A 14,703-nucleotide genomic window follows, 5' to 3' on the forward strand; every position below is an offset into this window, starting at 1 on the left:
TCAGGCTATGAAACGGCAGGTATAGGGCAAGAGCAGGATGGAACAAAACGAAACCATGACCCGTGAAATGCCTCTCGCATCCTTTGGTCCAACCGTCTGGGGCGTACCAGATGGCAGTGTAGCTCTTCTGCTACGCCAGCGATTGTCTGAACATGACGGATCGCTTTTACACGTTGCCCGGGACGATGCCGCTGTGGCTTCGCTGGCGGACATGCTGGCCTATCTGATGCCCGAAGTCGAAGTCCTGCGCCTGCCTGCCTGGGACTGTCTGCCTTATGACCGTGTCTCTCCAAATTCCGTGATTGTAGCGGAGCGTGTTGGAACGCTCTGCCGTCTGCTGGAACCGAGCAAGGCTCGCCGGATCGTGCTGACGACCGTCCACAGCCTTTTGCAGCGCGTCCCCCCGCGTTCAGCCTTCAAAGGACAGTCCATCAGCGTGGCAACCGGCGAAATGCTGGACCAGTCCATGCTGATCGAAGTTCTGGTCGCCAATGGCTACACCCGGACCGATACCGTCATGGAAGCCGGTGAATTTGCAACCCGTGGCGGAATTTTCGATCTGTTCCCGTCTGGCGCTCCAGACCCGATCCGCCTCGATCTGTTTGGCGATGAAGTCGAGAACATCCGCGCCTTTGATGTCGGGACGCAGCGTTCAACTGAAAAGCTGGCCCGGTTCGAACTGCGTCCCGTTTCCGAATTCTCGCTGGGCCCCGACAGCATCAGTCGCTTCCGGACAGGCTGGCGTGACACGTTCGGCCCGACTGCCGCGTCGGATACGATTTACGAGAACGTTTCTGACGGTCGCCGCTATCCGGGCCTGGAGCACTATCTGCCACTGTTCCACGATGGCGATGGCCATCAGATGGAAACGCTTCTGGATTATCTTCCGGATGCAGCCGTCAGCTTTGACAGTCATGCACCGGAGATCCTGAAAGCCCGGCTGGACATGATTGCGGACCATTATGAGGCCCGCCGTGTGCCCGTTCGGGAAGGGGAAATGCCATATCGGGCACTTCCGCCACATCGCCTGTATCTGGATCGGCATGGCTGGGACGCGATGCTCTCCCGCACACCCTCTGTGCTGCTCAACGCTTTTGCAAAACCAGACCTTGGTGACGGCATTGATGCAGGCAATCGTCCAGGCCCGCTTTTTGCACGAGCCAAGGATGGGTCGCGTGATGGCGTGTTCGAGGCGTTCGGCAAGCAGGTAGAAGACTGGGCGCAGTCTGGCCGACGAACCTATGTGACTGCCTGGAGCCGCGGTTCGCGGGAGCGGATTGCCCATCTGCTTCAGGAACATGGCCTGACCACGGAAAGCCATGATGACTGGCCATCTGCTGCGGGCATGTCACGCGGCACGGTTGGACTGCTGGTGCTCGGGCTGGAGCGCGGCTTTGTTTCGGATCGGCTGTGTTTCGTCTCTGAACAGGATCTTCTGGGTGAGCGGATTTCCCGTCCGCCCCGCCGCAAGAAGCGTGGCGAGCAGTTCATTTCTCAGGTTGGGGAAATCGCGGAAGGCGATCTGGTCGTCCATCAGGACTATGGCATCGGGCGCTATGTGGGTTTGCAGACCATCCGCGAAGGTCTGGTAGCCCATGACTACCTCTCCATTTTTTATGATGGAGAGCAGCGGCTTCTTCTGCCGGTTGAGAATATCGAGCTTCTGAGCCGATTCGGTTCTGAGCAGGCCAGTGTTCAGCTCGACAAGCTGGGCGGCACGGCCTGGCAGGCGCGTAAGGCCAAGATGAAATCCCGCATCCGCGTTATGGCGGGTGAACTGATCCGGACGGCCGCGGCTCGTGCGATGCGTGAAGCACCGACGCTGGCACCTGCTGAAGGCCTGTGGGACGAATTCTGTGCGCGTTTCCCGTTCGTGGAGACGGAAGATCAATCCCGCGCCATTGCGGATGTTCTGGAAGATATGAGTTCCGGGCGACCGATGGATCGTCTGGTTTGCGGCGACGTTGGTTTCGGCAAGACGGAAGTGGCGCTGCGTGCGGCCTTCGTGGCGGCACTATCGGGGATGCAGGTGGCCGTTGTCGTTCCGACGACGTTGCTGGCGCGTCAGCATTACCGGGGTTTTGTCGCGCGTTTCGAAGGACTGCCAGTCCGGATTGCTCAGTTGTCGCGCATGGTGACACCCAAGGAAGCGACGAAGGTTCGCGAGGAGATGGCCGATGGCCGTCTTGATATTGTTGTCGGCACACATGCGCTTCTGGCCAAGACCGTGTCGTTCAATCGCCTTGGCCTGCTCATTATCGATGAAGAGCAGCATTTCGGTGTGGCTCATAAGGAGAAGCTCAAGGCCCTGCGTGAAGACGTGCACGTCCTGACGCTCTCCGCCACGCCATTGCCGCGTACGCTCCAGCTTTCTCTGTCTGGCGTGCGTGAAATGAGCCTGATTGCCACGCCACCGACGGACCGTCTGGCTGTCCGCACGTTCATCACGCCGTTCGATAGCGTCATGATCCGCGAGGCCATTCAGCGTGAGCGTTTCCGGGGTGGTCAGGTCTTCTGCGTCCTGCCGCGTCTGGCGGATCTGGACCGGATGGCGGACCGTCTGGCCGAGATCGTGCCGGATGCCAAGGTTGTTCAGGCGCATGGCCGCCTGACGCCTACGGAACTCGAACGTGTCATGACCGAATTCGCGGATGGGAAGTATGACATCCTGCTCTCCACAAATATTGTGGAAAGCGGATTGGATATGCCCAGCGTGAACACGATCATCATCCACCGGGCGGATATGTTCGGGCTAGGGCAGCTTTACCAGCTTCGTGGGCGCGTGGGGCGTGGCAAGCAGCGTGGCTATGCGTATCTGACCTGGCCGCAGACGAACTCGCTCTCGGCAGCGTCCGAGAAGCGTCTGGAAATCATGCAGACGCTGGATTCGCTGGGGGCTGGGTTTACGCTGGCATCTCATGACCTGGATCTGCGTGGTGCTGGCAATCTGCTGGGTGATGAACAGTCCGGTCACATCAAGGAAGTCGGTATCGAGCTGTATCAGCAAATGCTGGAAGACGCGGTTCTGGATCTGCGTCGCGAGCGGGGGCGCAAGGCCGAAGAGGATGAAAGCTGGACGCCCAATATCATTCTGGGCCTGCCGGTTCTGATCCCTGAAACCTATGTTGCTGATCTGCCCGTTCGACTGGGGCTTTATCGCCGCATTGCGTCCCTGAACGGGGAAGCGGAAGTTGAAGCCATGCGGGCCGAACTGGTGGACCGTTTTGGGTCATTGCCTCAGGAAGTTGGCAATCTTCTGGATGTCGTACTCATCAAGCGTCTGTGCCGTGAAGCCGGGGTGGAACGTCTGGAAGCTGGGCCGAAGGGGATGGTGCTTCAGTTCCGCAAGAACCGGTTCAGCAATCCCGCCGGGCTGATCGATTGGGCAACGCGCAAGAAGGATTCGGGTGTGAAGATTCGCCCGGATCATAAGCTTGCCGTGATCAGGGAAATGACGAACGCAACCCGGATCGGCTTTGCAAAGAAGGTGACGACCGTTCTGTGCAAACTGGTGCGAAAGGTGGAAGACGCGGACTGATCGCGTCTTCCACCTCCCGCAATTCAGGGAACGGCGATTGGAAGCGGGATACGATTGACCGTCACAACGCCACCCTGAAGGGCAATATCCCAACTGGTTGTGTCACCGTTCTGTTTGCCCATCAGGCGGGCAATCGTCAGAGCCGTCACAACCTTGGTTGGCGCGGTCTGACGGATTTTCTCGATCAGGTCAGCGATGTTGGTGATGCTGACATGCGTATCCGCGGTGGATGTGGCGGCGGAAGAGCCGATCTGAATGGTTCCGGCGCCGTCAACCGTGCTGTTGCCGGAGATGGCGTGCAGGGCGTTGATGGTGATCTGCTGTGACGCGCCGGAAAGCCCGTGAATAGACAGGTCAGCCGACAGCGCAGAGGGAATAAGTGGCTGCTTCGAATCGTGGATGCCGGTTCCGTTGACCTTCATGCGGAGGTCGGGATTGGTCTCAACGGCATTGATGGTCGCGTGCTGAATCGTCATTGTATGGCCGGGGCGAGACAGCTTCACACTGCTCCAGGATGCTTCCGGGGTGCCTTCATGGATATTATGAACCGTGATGGTCGCATCCTGTCCCTGACACGCCGGGCTCAGGCCGCCGCGGAAGGCGCTGAGGGCGGCATAGGCGGCAGTAGCGTTGAACTGTTCGAGTTTCGATTCTTCAACTGCACCTTTCGGGTCTTTCAGGCTGATAGGGCCGATGTCCAGCCCGATGCCGGTGCCTGTCAGGGTTGCGTGCATCCCTGAGGCGGAGAACCCGTGTGATGCGGCCTGATGACCGTTGAGCGAATACGTGAAGCAGGAAGCGGGAATATTGGGCAGTGTGTCTGCGAAAGCGGAGGACGCAAAGGCTGGAAGAGCCGTTGCGATGGCCGTCAGGAGAAGGGTGCGGAAAGACATCATGCCCTCGGTGCTGGTGGTGTCTGATCTCTTGGGCAGCGTGTTGCTCAGAGACCGTTAAGACTCTCTTAGGATTATGGAGAGACAATGGTTCCCCAATATCCTTTCTTGCGGGTGAGTGTGCATGTCTTCGTCCATTTCCGCCATGCCAGCGGTGCCGCAGTATCTGTCCATCGTCAAAGATGAACAGACGGCCGTAACCAAATGGGAGAAGACAAGCTCCGACTCCCAGCAGGCGCTTGCGACATTCACGAGTGAAGCGTCTTCCATCACTACGCCCGATCAATTGCTCAAGAATTACAAGGCGCTGAAAGTTGTTCTTGGCGCCTACAACATGTCGTCCAACATTGATCAGACAGCTGTTCTGAAGCAGCTCATGACGCAGGACCCAACGTCTTCTACGTCACTGGCGCAAAGAAGCGGCAATGCGTCCTGGAAGGCGTTTGCAACAGCTTTTTCGGACTGGTCTACGTCGCCTCTTGCGTCAGCCGATACAGTCTCCACCATTACGCAGAAGTACCTGACGAACGGATACGAAAGCAGCGTTCAGGAAGAAACGCCGGGTCTGGGCGATGCACTCTATTTTACCCGGACCGTCACGTCTGACACGAAGCTCACAAATATCATGGCGGACCCGAAGCTGCTCAAGGTGGCCGAGAAGGTCGCGGGTTTTGATTCTACCCAGTTTGGTGCGCTGGATTATGATCAGCAGGTGCGGCTGCTAAGTGACAAGCTGGACTTGTCTCGGCTCAGCACATCGAACGGTGTGCAGCGGTTTGCCGAGCAGTATCTGGCGCTTCTCCAGGTCAATCCTGACACGACTACAACGCCAGCAAGCATGCTAACACTTTACGGCAGTAGCGGTTCTTCTGATGGTGTTCTGTCCCTGTTCACGGGCGGCAGCTCTTCAACATCATCCAACCTTTATTCAGCGCTTTTCTGAGCCTGCTGCGTGACATCATGGCTGGAGGTCTGTATCGCGGCTAGGGACATCTGGTAGCGAAAAGGATCTCTTCATGGCGGGACTGGACCCTGAAGACTGGAGCGGCATCCGTGCGATGGGGCACCAGATGCTCGATGCCCTGTTTGATCGTATGGAGCATGTCGGGGAAGGGCCAGTCTGGCAGCCTATGCCGCAGGCCGCTCGCGATGCTCTGAAAACCGGTTTTCCTGAACAGGGTCAGTCTCTCGAAGATCTGCATGATCGATTCACGGATCTTGTGGTTCCGTATGGCAATGGGAATACCCATCCGGGTTTCATGGGGTGGGTGCACGGTGCAGGGACGCCCGTGGGGATGCTGGCAGAGATGCTGGCTGGCGGCATGAACGCCAATTGCGGTGGGCGCAGTCATGCTGCCAATGAAGTCGAGCGCGAAGTTATTCGCTGGGCTCTTTCCATGGTGGGCATGCCGGAAGATGGCTCCGGTTGTCTGGTAACCGGGTCGTCCATGGCTAACTTCATCAGCATCATTACGGCAAGTCGTGCGCAGGATATTACCCTTCGCTCCCAGGGTGTCGGGGGCCGCAAGATGGTCGGCTATGCCGCGACGACTGCTCATGGTTGCCTTCCGAGAGCGTTTGATCTGGCGGGTTTTGGGAGCGATGCCCTCAGGCGGGTGCCGGTGCTGACAGATCACAGAATGGATCTGGCGGCATTGAAGCGCATGATCAGGGAAGATCGTGAAGCGGGCTACATCCCGTTCATGGTGGCCGGAACGGCCGGAACTGTGGATTGCGGCGCGATTGATGATCTTGCCGGGATTGAAGCGATTGCCCGTGAGAACAGCCTCTGGTTTCACGTTGACGCAGCGTTTGGGGCTCTGGCCTGTTTGTCGTCCCGGTTTAAGAATGCTCTCTCAGGTATTGAGAAAGCGGACAGTCTGGCTTTCGATTTTCACAAATGGGCCCAGGTTCCGTATGACGCGGGTTGCGTTCTCGTGCGTGATGGGAAAGCTCACGCGGCCGCTTTTGCTCAGTCCCTTGATTACCTGATCCGCGAACCGCGTGGCCTTGCGAGTGGCGCCCCATGGTTCTGTGATTTCGGGCCTGATCTGTCTCGCGGATTTCGTGCGCTCAAGGTCTGGATGACGCTGGGCCATTATGGCTCCGAGCGGATGGGGCAAATGGTTGAAGAGTGCTGCGACGTGGCGGCGCATCTTGCGCGTCGTGTCCAGACGACACCGGGTCTGGTTCTTCTGGCGCCCGTGACGCTGAATATTGTCTGTTTCGGGATTGATGGCCTGTCAGATCAGGACGTGTCCGAACTGGTGCAGGACCTTCATGAAAGCGGTGTGGCAGCTCCGTCCACGACGCGGATCAACGGTCGGCTGGCGGTGAGGGCGGCGATCGTCAATCACCGCACCACCACCGCCGATACCGACCGTATGCTGGATGCGGTTATCGCGCTCGCCGCTGCCCGACGGGCGTAAAAAGCTCGCTCAGCTGAGCCATCATGGTTCCGCCCAGGTCTTCAGCGGAGCTGATGGTCACGCTGTGTCGATAGTACCGCGTTACGTCATGGCCGATCCCGATAGCCAGAAGTTCCGTGTTGCGATCGCTCTCGATCCGCTTGATGACCTCACGCAGATGGTTCTCAAGATAGTTGTGCGGATTGGCAGAGAACGTGCTGTCATCCACCGGCGCACCATCTGAAATCACCATCAGGATATGCCGGTGCTCCGGGCGTCGTTTCAGGCGCTTCCAGGCCCAGAGCAGCGATTCCCCGTCAATGTTCTCCTTGAGGAGACCATCTCGCAGCATGAGGCCCAGATTTTTCCGGGCCCGACGCCATGGGGTGTCCGCGTCCTTGTAGATAATGTGACGCAGATCGTTCAGGCGGCCCGGTTCAGGCGGTCGTCCGTTCTTGACCCACTGTTCCCGGCTCTGGCCGCCCTTCCATTGACGGGTGGTGAAGCCCAGAACCTCAACCTTGACGCCGCAGCGTTCCAGTGTACGGGCCAGAATATCGCCACAGATGGCGGCCGTACCAATCGGGCGACCACGCATGGAGCCTGAATTGTCGATCAGGAGCGTCACGACCGTATCGCGGAACTCCATTTCGGTTTCATATTTGTAAGACAGCGGCAGGGTCGGATTTGTCACGACACGGGAGAGGCGTCCGGCATCGATGATGCCTTCCTCCTGCTCGAACTCCCATCGGCGTTGCTGCTGCGCCATAAGGCGCCGTTGCAGACGGTGCGCGAGTCGGGACACAAGCCCCTGAAGCTGGACAAGCTGCTGATCGAGCTGCTGCCGGAGACGATCCAGTTCATCCGGATCGCACAGATCAGCCGCCCCCACCTCCTCGTCGAACTTCGTCGTATACGCCTTGTAAGAGGACGCTATCCCCGCGCCAGATCCTTCACCAGTCTGATCGGAAGGGCCCGCGGCTTCTTCGGAACCTGTTTCAGGGGAATCGAGCGCGTCGGAAGATATTTCTGTCTCGCCTGTGACACCGCTTTCACCGCTCTCGGGTTGATACCCGTCTTCCTGATCCGGCTCTTCGCCGGCAGGTGTCTGTTCGTCTTCCTGTGGGACGGCTGCGTCGTCTTCAGACTGCTGCTCATCCTCCGAGAAATCGTCAGAGGGAGCCTGCTGCTCAATCTCTTCCGGTAGTTCGGTAAGCTGACAGGCTCCCAGAAGATGCGTGATTGCCTTGGCGAACGCTGTCTGATCGCCTTGCGTTGCGGCCATTTCAGCCAGAGCACTACGCGCAGACGGCGAGAGGGAAGAGCGCCATGCATCGAGAGCCGGGCCTGCCTGTGAAGGCGCATGTTCGCCGGACATGGCTTCGCGGGCCAGAAGGCCAAGTGCCATGGCTGCGGGCATATCGTCCTTGGTGGCCATGCGGTTGCAGCCAGCCTCGGTGCATTGTTGGATGACGCGCTGGTCCAGATTGGCGCGGACACCTGCCATATGCCGGGAGCCGTAAACCTCGCAGCGGGCCTGCTCAAGCGCGCTGAAAGCTTCCTGAGCCTGTGGCTCGGGGAAGTGTGCGTCCAGCCCATCCTTGTGGTGACGCAGTTTCAGGGCTGCGGCATCCGCCGCTCCACGAACTTTCTGGATCTCCCGGTCGTGCATGCTGCGCGACATGTAGGGCAACTGGATCGAACCCGGCGCCGGAGGAGCTGGCAGACGATTGCCTACGACCACGCCCTGGAAATCCACGTTCTGGTCAGGCGTACCGCCCAGAGCGCGAAGGGTCGCGATGGTGGCGCGGCGGAAGCCCTCCTGACGGTTCTCGTCAGGAGGGGAGTTCTTGGGCGCTGACAAGGCTTTTTACTCCACCGGGGAGGCGTTGAAGCAGCGCTGATAGTACTCGGCCACAATACCGCGCTCTGCTTCGTCACACTTGTTCAGGAAGGTGAGGCGGAAGGCGAAAGCTACGTCATTGAAGATCTGAACATTCTCTGCCCAGGCAATGACGGAGCGGGGAGACATGACTGTGGAAATGTCTCCAGCCATGAAACCGGAACGCGTCAGGTTGGCAAGAGCCACCATACGCTCGACCATCTTCGTCCGGTCCTTGTCGTCCGCGCCAATTTTCAGTTTAGACGTAACGATAGCGACTTCCTGCTCCAGCGGCAGATAGTTCAAAGTGGCGACGATGTTCCAGCGGTCCATCTGACCCTGATTGATCTGCTGGGTGCCGTGATACAGACCGGTCGTGTCCCCAAGGCCAACCGTATTGGCCGTGGAGAATAGGCGGAACGCCGGGTTCGGGCGGATCACGCGGTTTTGGTCGAGCAGGGTCAGGTGACCTTCGGCTTCCAGAACGCGCTGGATCACGAACATCACGTCCGGGCGGCCAGCATCGTACTCGTCGAAGATCAGTGCGCAGGGATGCTGGAGGCACCACGGCAGCAGACCTTCACGGAATTCTGTCACCTGTTTGCCGTCCCGCAGGACGATGGCGTCCTTGCCGATCAGGTCGATACGCGACACGTGGCTGTCGAGGTTGATTCGCACGCAGGGCCAGTTCAGGCGCGCAGCAATCTGCTCGATATGGGACGACTTGCCGGTACCGTGGAAGCCCTGAACCATGACGCGGCGGTTATACGCAAAGCCTGCGAGAATGGCGCGGGTGGTGTCTTCGTCGAACTTGTAGGAGTCGTCGATATCGGGGACGTGCTCGGTACGAACCGAATAGGCTGGAACCTGAAGATCCGTCTTGATGCCAAACACCTCACGCGAAGACACCATGAGGTCAGGCGCACCGAGAACGCTGGTTGGCACCGTTGAACTCTCGGCGGTGGTGACGGTTTCCGGGGCGTCGATCGTCGCGAAATCACTCATGGGTCTGACGGACTTTCATTGAATTCAGGAATGTTCTGAAAAGATGGGCCTTTGTGCGCCACTCTTCCAGAGAGAAAATCAGGAAACGAACTCTGACTCGCGGCTGAAATGCGTTTTCAGCACCGCATATGCGGATCCGATCGCCTTGAAACGCTCTTCGGCCTTCTGGTCTCCGATATTCGCATCGGGATGATGACGTCGCGCCAGCGCGCGATATCGGGTTTTGACCTCGTCCAGAGATACGGGCCAGGACAGGTCCAGTGTAGCCAATGGCTGGCGGAGTGGTTCTGGCGGACCGCTGGCGGCGGCGCGCTGTCTGGCGCTTTCCTTGGCACGTTCGGCCCGGTTCCGACGACTGGCGCCGAGAATATCCAACGGGTCGAGAATATCCTCTTCGTTGAATTCGGCCTTGTTGGCCGTGCCGGTGCCCAGTTTCCAGGAAGGGCGCTGCCAGGAGGTGTCAGCACGCAGATGAGCCTCGATCTGGCCGGGTGTCATGCCGCGATAGAAATCCCAGCGGGAATTGTATTCGCGCACATGGTCAAGGCAGAACCAGAAGTAGGACCGCAGGGCTTCACGTCCGCGGGGCGCACGATAGCCGGCACGTTCCATGCAGCCCGGATGATCGCAGGTCTGCTCTGGTGCCTCTGGATCGGGATCGAAGGCCCGATGTCTGGTAGATTTACGCTGCATGGTGTCTGATATGGGCAATGTGCGCCGTTTGATGCAAGCGGACAAACCAAGTCGGATTTAATTGACCATGACGCAGCCCCTTACGAGACGGGACAGAATTGCCGGAATTCTCAAGCGGGAACTGGCTCCCAGTGCTTTGGAAATTCAGGATGACAGCGCCCGTCATGCTCATCATGCCGGCGCAAAAGCTTTGGGCAGTCCGGGAGAAACGCATTTCAATATTGCCATCACCAGTGCGAAGTTCGACGGTCTGAACCGGATTGCCCGGCACCGTCTGGTGAACGGATTGCTCGCCGGGGAGTTTGAAACGGGACTACATGCCCTGTCTCTTGTCCTGCACGGAGAAACCACTCCATGAAGCGTGCCCTTCTGGCTCTTCTGTTTCTTTCTGGCTGCGCCACAAGCGGTTATGGACATCTTCCCGCCGATCAGCAGGCGGATGTTCATCGTATTGAAACCTACATGAACGGTGTGACTGGAATGCAGGCATCGTTCAATCAGATTGGTCCGGATGCAGGCCACAGTGCCGGGCGATTCGTTTATGTGCCGGGACATCTGCGCCTCGATTACGTCACGCCACACGTGATGGAGCTTGTCGCCGGCGATGGTCATCTTGTTCTGGATGACATGGATAGCGGGGCTGTGACGCATCTGTCGCTGAAGCGCAATCCGCTGGGCCTGCTGCTTCATCATCCAATCCGGTTCGATCAGGATATTCAGGTGACGGATGTCAGGCGAGGGCAGGGATCACTTCAGATCTCTGTTGCCGAGGCCAATAATCCATCCCAGGGTCTTCTGACGCTCCAGTTCTCCGATATGGACGGAAAACTGTCGCTTATGGGTCTTCAGGGCGTAGATGCCCGTCAGAACCATTTCAGTGTGTCGCTCAACAGCGTGGAAGAGGGCGTGACCTTCACGCCAACGGTTTTCACTCCTTCCGGGGGGTAGACCCGAAATGCGCTGACCATGTTGCGGCCAGCGCGTCGTCCAGATCCTGCATAGTCAGGGCTGGATTGAAGCGGCGAAGGCTTGTGACGCCAAATTCCCGAATGCCGCAGGGAACAATCCCATCGAAATCGTCTAGCGCCGGGTCAAGATTGATCGAGATGCCGTGCCAGCTGACCCATCGGCTGACGCGAATTCCCAGGGCGGCAATTTTAGCTTCTTGGCTACTCAAGGGATCAATGGTCCAGACGCCGATGCGCCCGTCACGGGTAAACGCCTCAACGCCGAGGTATGCCAGTGTCTCAATGATCCACTGCTCCAGCCCTTTGACGAAAGCTCTCAGGTCTCTTGGAGGAATGGTTCCGTTCTGACGTCCCAGATCAAGCATGACGTAGGCCAGCCTCTGGCCGGGGCCATGATAGGTCCACTGACCACCACGGCCGGCGCTGTAGGTTGGATAGCCGTGCGGATTGTAAAGATCTTCCGGGCGAGCGGATGTGCCAGCTGTAAAGATCGGCGGATGTTCTACGAGCCAGACGAGAGGGCTGGCACTGCCCTCATGGATCTGGCGGGAGCGGGTCGCCATGAAATCCAGGGCATCAGGGTAAGGTGTCAGCCCGTCTGATTTTTTCCACAAAATTTCTTCACAAATATCGTTTCTGGTCATTGCTCTCGCTTCAGGCATCGGCTATATCGCCCCTCACCGGACGGTCTTGCACTACACAAGACGGTTTGTCACGGGGCGGCCGTGGCGGAATGGTAGACGCGCAAGCTTGAGGTGCTTGTGGGGGCAACCCCGTGGAAGTTCGAGTCTTCTCGGCCGCACCATTTCCCTTCTCAGGGAAATGAAAAATTCTCGAAAAAATCACAAAAACAAAACTCACCCTGAATGCCAGAGTTAAGGCATCCAGCGTGGTGTTTTGCGTCTGTGCCATTTTGTTGCCAGACTGCTAATCCACCGTTATGCCTTTCTATGTTTTCATCAGAGCGCATGAGTATTCAGCTCGGCGGTCGGATGATTGTTCTGGCTGATGTGTGAGGTTTCGTGATCAAGCCCCTGAAGAAAGCAGTCCTTCCCGTTGCAGGACTTGGAACGCGGTTCCTTCCGGCGACCAAGGCTATGCCAAAGGAAATGCTTCCAGTCGTCGATAAGCCACTGATCCAGTATGCCATCGATGAAGCGCGTGAAGCTGGCATTGAAGAATTCTGCCTCGTCACCGGACGCGGCAAGGACAGCCTGATCGATTATTTCGATATCGCTTATGAGCTCGAAGCAACGCTGAAAGAGCGTGGCAAGAAAAGCGCACTCGAAGCCCTTCAGCCGAGCAGCGTGCAGGCTGGTTCACTGGTGGCAGTCCGTCAGCAGGAGCCGCTGGGCCTCGGTCATGCCATCTGGTGTGCCCGCTCCTTTATTGGTGACGACCCGTTTGCCATCCTTCTGCCGGATGACATTGTAAAGAGCGGCCGCAGCTGCGTGGCCCAGCTCGTCGATGCCTATAACCAGACGGGTGGAAACGTTGTCGCTGTGACGGAAGTCCCGCGGGAACATACCAATCGTTATGGTATTCTCGATGTTGGCGCAGATGATGGGCGCCTTGTGGAAGTCAAGGGGCTCGTCGAAAAGCCGAACCCGGAAGATGCGCCTTCCAACCTCTCCATCATCGGACGCTATGTTCTGACGGCAGATGTCATGACGCATCTTTCGAAGCTTGAGCGCGGCGCAGGTAACGAAGTGCAGCTGACAGACGCGATGGCCAAGATGATCGGGCATGTCCCGTTCCATGGTCTGCGCTATGAAGGCACGCGCTATGACTGCGGTGACAAGGCTGGCTTCCTTGAAGCGCAGATTGCCTTCTCGATCGATCGCCCCGATCTGGGTGATGCCGTGAAGGCATTCCTCAAGAAGTATATTGATGCCATTTGATGTCTTTCAGGCACGATTTTGATCCAACCAGTCTCCGCGAATACGATATTCGCGGGATTGTTGGGAAAACGCTTCACCCTGAAGATGCTTTTGCGATTGGCCGTACTTTCGCGAGTATGGTCATTCGACAGGGTGGACATAGCGTTGTTATCGGCTTTGATGGGAGACTGTCGTCTCCCGTTCTCGAAGAAGCTCTTGTCAAAGGTGCCGTAGCATCTGGTGCGGAGGTCATCCGTATCGGCTGTGGCCCAACTCCCATGCTCTATTTCGCATCTGTCGCCCTGAAAGCTGATGGGGCGATCATGGTCACAGGAAGCCATAATCCGCCGGATTATAACGGTTTCAAGATGATGAGTGCGGGGAAGCCATTCTACGGAGATCAGATCCGTGAGCTGGGCCGTCTGGCCGCTAATGGAGACGTCGTTCCTGCGGCTGAAGGAACATCCCGTCGCGAAGACATTTCCAGCGCCTATATTGCCCGGCTGCTTCAGGACTATGACGGGTCGCGCCCACTGAAAGTGGTGTGGGACAATGGTAATTCGGCCGCAGGCGATGTGCTGTCCCGGCTGGTAAAAGAACTGCCGGGTGAACATACGGTCCTGTTCGCCGAGATTGATGGTCATTTTCCCAATCATCATCCGGACCCGACGGTTCCTAAGAACCTTCAGGATCTGATCCATAAGGTTGAGGAAACGGGCGCTGATCTTGGCGTTGCCTTTGATGGAGATGCTGATCGGATCGGGGTTGTCGACGATCAGGGGCAAATCCTCTGGGGGGATCAGATTCTGGTTCTTCTGGCGCGCGATGTACTGCGGAATCATCCGGGCGCAACGATCATCGCGGATGTGAAGGCCAGCAAGGTTCTTTTCGATGAAGTCGCTAAGGCGGGTGGTCAGCCACTGATGTGGAAAACGGGTCATTCTCTGGTGAAAACCAAGATGGCCGAGACGAAGTCACCGCTGGCTGGCGAAATGTCCGGGCATATCTTCTTTGCCGACAAATGGTACGGCTTTGATGATGCGCTCTATGCGGCTGTGCGTTTCATCGGGATCGTCTCTCGGCTAGGGAAGCCTCTTTCAGAGGTCCGTAGCGCATTGCCGGAAACGATCAGCACACCTGAACTGCGTTTTGACTGCGACGATACCCGCAAGTTCGGCGTCATAGCCGAGGTTGCCAAGCGTCTTCGCAAGGAAGGCGCGGATGTCTCTGAGATTGATGGCGTGCGCGTCAATACGGATGACGGCTGGTGGCTCCTGCGGGCCTCGAATACCCAGGCGGTTCTGGTCGCCCGGGCAGAGGCGCTAACGGATGAAGGGCTGGGGCGCCTGAAGCAGGCTCTTGCAGTTCAGCTTGAAGCGTCAGGTCTCGCTGCGCCAGATTTTTCTGGCGAAAATGCTGGGCACTGAGGGTCTTCT

12 protein-coding genes and 1 tRNA gene are annotated in these 14,703 nt (G+C 58.0%); 8 read left to right on the plus strand and 5 right to left on the minus strand.

What is annotated here, in order from left to right; genetic code table 11:
- The first annotated feature begins 37 nt into the window (after positions 1–37).
- Positions 38–3,538, plus strand: a complete 3,501-nt coding sequence (mfd, locus tag GFR01_RS11710) for a transcription-repair coupling factor (protein WP_099182607.1) — start codon at positions 38–40, stop codon at positions 3,536–3,538.
- 23 nt (positions 3,539–3,561) lie between these two features.
- On the opposite strand, the gene GFR01_RS11715 is transcribed toward mfd, so the two are convergent.
- On the minus strand, positions 3,562–4,434 hold the full coding sequence (locus GFR01_RS11715; RefSeq protein ID WP_099182608.1) for a DUF2125 domain-containing protein: 873 nt from the start codon (positions 4,432–4,434) through the stop codon (positions 3,562–3,564).
- 121 nt (positions 4,435–4,555) lie between these two features.
- Between GFR01_RS11715 and GFR01_RS11720 the strand changes: the two genes are divergently transcribed.
- Positions 4,556–5,374: a DUF1217 domain-containing protein gene (locus GFR01_RS11720; RefSeq protein ID WP_099182609.1), complete on the plus strand. Its 819-nt coding sequence runs from the start codon at positions 4,556–4,558 to the stop codon at positions 5,372–5,374.
- 73 nt (positions 5,375–5,447) lie between these two features.
- Positions 5,448–6,860 (plus strand): pyridoxal phosphate-dependent decarboxylase family protein, encoded by a 1,413-nt coding sequence (locus GFR01_RS11725; RefSeq protein ID WP_099182610.1) that lies wholly within the window; start codon positions 5,448–5,450, stop codon positions 6,858–6,860.
- Here GFR01_RS11725 and GFR01_RS11730 read toward each other — a convergent pair.
- The 3 genes from GFR01_RS11730 to GFR01_RS11740 form a co-directional block, all read right to left on the minus strand.
- Positions 6,829–8,703: a cobaltochelatase CobT-related protein gene (locus GFR01_RS11730; protein WP_099182611.1), complete on the minus strand. Its 1,875-nt coding sequence runs from the start codon at positions 8,701–8,703 to the stop codon at positions 6,829–6,831. The genes GFR01_RS11725 and GFR01_RS11730 overlap by 32 nt on opposite strands.
- 6 nt (positions 8,704–8,709) lie before the next feature.
- Positions 8,710–9,726, minus strand: coding sequence for a cobaltochelatase subunit CobS (cobS, locus tag GFR01_RS11735; protein ID WP_099182612.1), 1,017 nt, complete (start codon positions 9,724–9,726; stop codon positions 8,710–8,712).
- 78 nt (positions 9,727–9,804) lie between these two features.
- A complete protein-coding gene (locus GFR01_RS11740) occupies positions 9,805–10,419 on the minus strand; it encodes a J domain-containing protein (RefSeq protein ID WP_063904735.1) in 615 nt (204 codons plus the stop codon).
- Between the two features lie 67 nt (positions 10,420–10,486).
- Here GFR01_RS11740 and GFR01_RS11745 point away from each other — a divergent pair, with 67 nt between their 5' ends.
- Both GFR01_RS11745 and GFR01_RS11750 read left to right on the plus strand, forming a co-directional pair.
- Positions 10,487–10,777, plus strand: coding sequence for a BolA family protein (locus tag GFR01_RS11745; RefSeq protein ID WP_099182613.1), 291 nt, complete (start codon positions 10,487–10,489; stop codon positions 10,775–10,777).
- The gene (locus tag GFR01_RS11750; RefSeq protein ID WP_099182614.1) at positions 10,774–11,367 is read left to right on the plus strand and encodes a LolA family protein; all 594 of its coding nucleotides are present in this window, start codon (positions 10,774–10,776) and stop codon (positions 11,365–11,367) included. The genes GFR01_RS11745 and GFR01_RS11750 overlap by 4 nt, the downstream gene beginning before the upstream one ends.
- Here the strand turns inward: GFR01_RS11750 and lipB are convergent.
- Positions 11,348–12,031 (minus strand): lipoyl(octanoyl) transferase LipB, encoded by a 684-nt coding sequence (lipB, locus tag GFR01_RS11755; RefSeq protein ID WP_099182615.1) that lies wholly within the window; start codon positions 12,029–12,031, stop codon positions 11,348–11,350. The genes GFR01_RS11750 and lipB overlap by 20 nt on opposite strands.
- A gap of 75 nt (positions 12,032–12,106) precedes the next feature.
- Here lipB and GFR01_RS11760 point away from each other — a divergent pair.
- The 3 genes from GFR01_RS11760 to pgmG all read left to right on the plus strand — a co-directional run bounded on the left by GFR01_RS11760 (position 12,107) and on the right by pgmG (position 14,694).
- A tRNA-Leu gene (locus GFR01_RS11760) sits at positions 12,107–12,192 on the plus strand.
- Positions 12,193–12,409: 217 nt separating this feature from the next.
- Positions 12,410–13,288 (plus strand): UTP--glucose-1-phosphate uridylyltransferase GalU, encoded by an 879-nt coding sequence (galU, locus tag GFR01_RS11765; RefSeq protein WP_063904732.1) that lies wholly within the window; start codon positions 12,410–12,412, stop codon positions 13,286–13,288.
- Positions 13,288–14,694, plus strand: coding sequence for a phosphoglucomutase/phosphomannomutase PgmG (gene pgmG / locus GFR01_RS11770; RefSeq protein ID WP_099182616.1), 1,407 nt, complete (start codon positions 13,288–13,290; stop codon positions 14,692–14,694). The genes galU and pgmG overlap by 1 nt, the downstream gene beginning before the upstream one ends.
- Positions 14,695–14,703: the final 9 nt, after the last annotated feature.

The sequence above is a fragment of the Gluconobacter frateurii genome (assembly GCF_002723955.1).
In the GTDB taxonomy this organism is placed as follows: Bacteria; Pseudomonadota; Alphaproteobacteria; order Acetobacterales; family Acetobacteraceae; genus Gluconobacter; species Gluconobacter frateurii.

Bases quoted from the DNA above. Each gene is read 5' to 3' on its own strand.
- mfd (WP_099182607.1), top strand. From the start codon at position 38: ATGGAACAAAACGAAACCATGACCCGTGAAATGCCTCTCGCATCCTTT.
- GFR01_RS11720 (WP_099182609.1), top strand. From the start codon at position 4,556: ATGTCTTCGTCCATTTCCGCCATGCCAGCGGTGCCGCAGTATCTGTCC.
- pgmG (WP_099182616.1), top strand. From the start codon at position 13,288: ATGTCTTTCAGGCACGATTTTGATCCAACCAGTCTCCGCGAATACGAT.
- cobS (WP_099182612.1), bottom strand. From the start codon at position 9,726: ATGAGTGATTTCGCGACGATCGACGCCCCGGAAACCGTCACCACCGCC.
- lipB (WP_099182615.1), bottom strand. From the start codon at position 12,031: ATGACCAGAAACGATATTTGTGAAGAAATTTTGTGGAAAAAATCAGAC.
- GFR01_RS11715 (WP_099182608.1), bottom strand. From the start codon at position 4,434: ATGATGTCTTTCCGCACCCTTCTCCTGACGGCCATCGCAACGGCTCTT.
- GFR01_RS11750 (WP_099182614.1), top strand. From the start codon at position 10,774: ATGAAGCGTGCCCTTCTGGCTCTTCTGTTTCTTTCTGGCTGCGCCACA.
- GFR01_RS11725 (WP_099182610.1), top strand. From the start codon at position 5,448: ATGGCGGGACTGGACCCTGAAGACTGGAGCGGCATCCGTGCGATGGGG.
- GFR01_RS11745 (WP_099182613.1), top strand. From the start codon at position 10,487: ATGACGCAGCCCCTTACGAGACGGGACAGAATTGCCGGAATTCTCAAG.
- GFR01_RS11740 (WP_063904735.1), bottom strand. From the start codon at position 10,419: ATGCAGCGTAAATCTACCAGACATCGGGCCTTCGATCCCGATCCAGAG.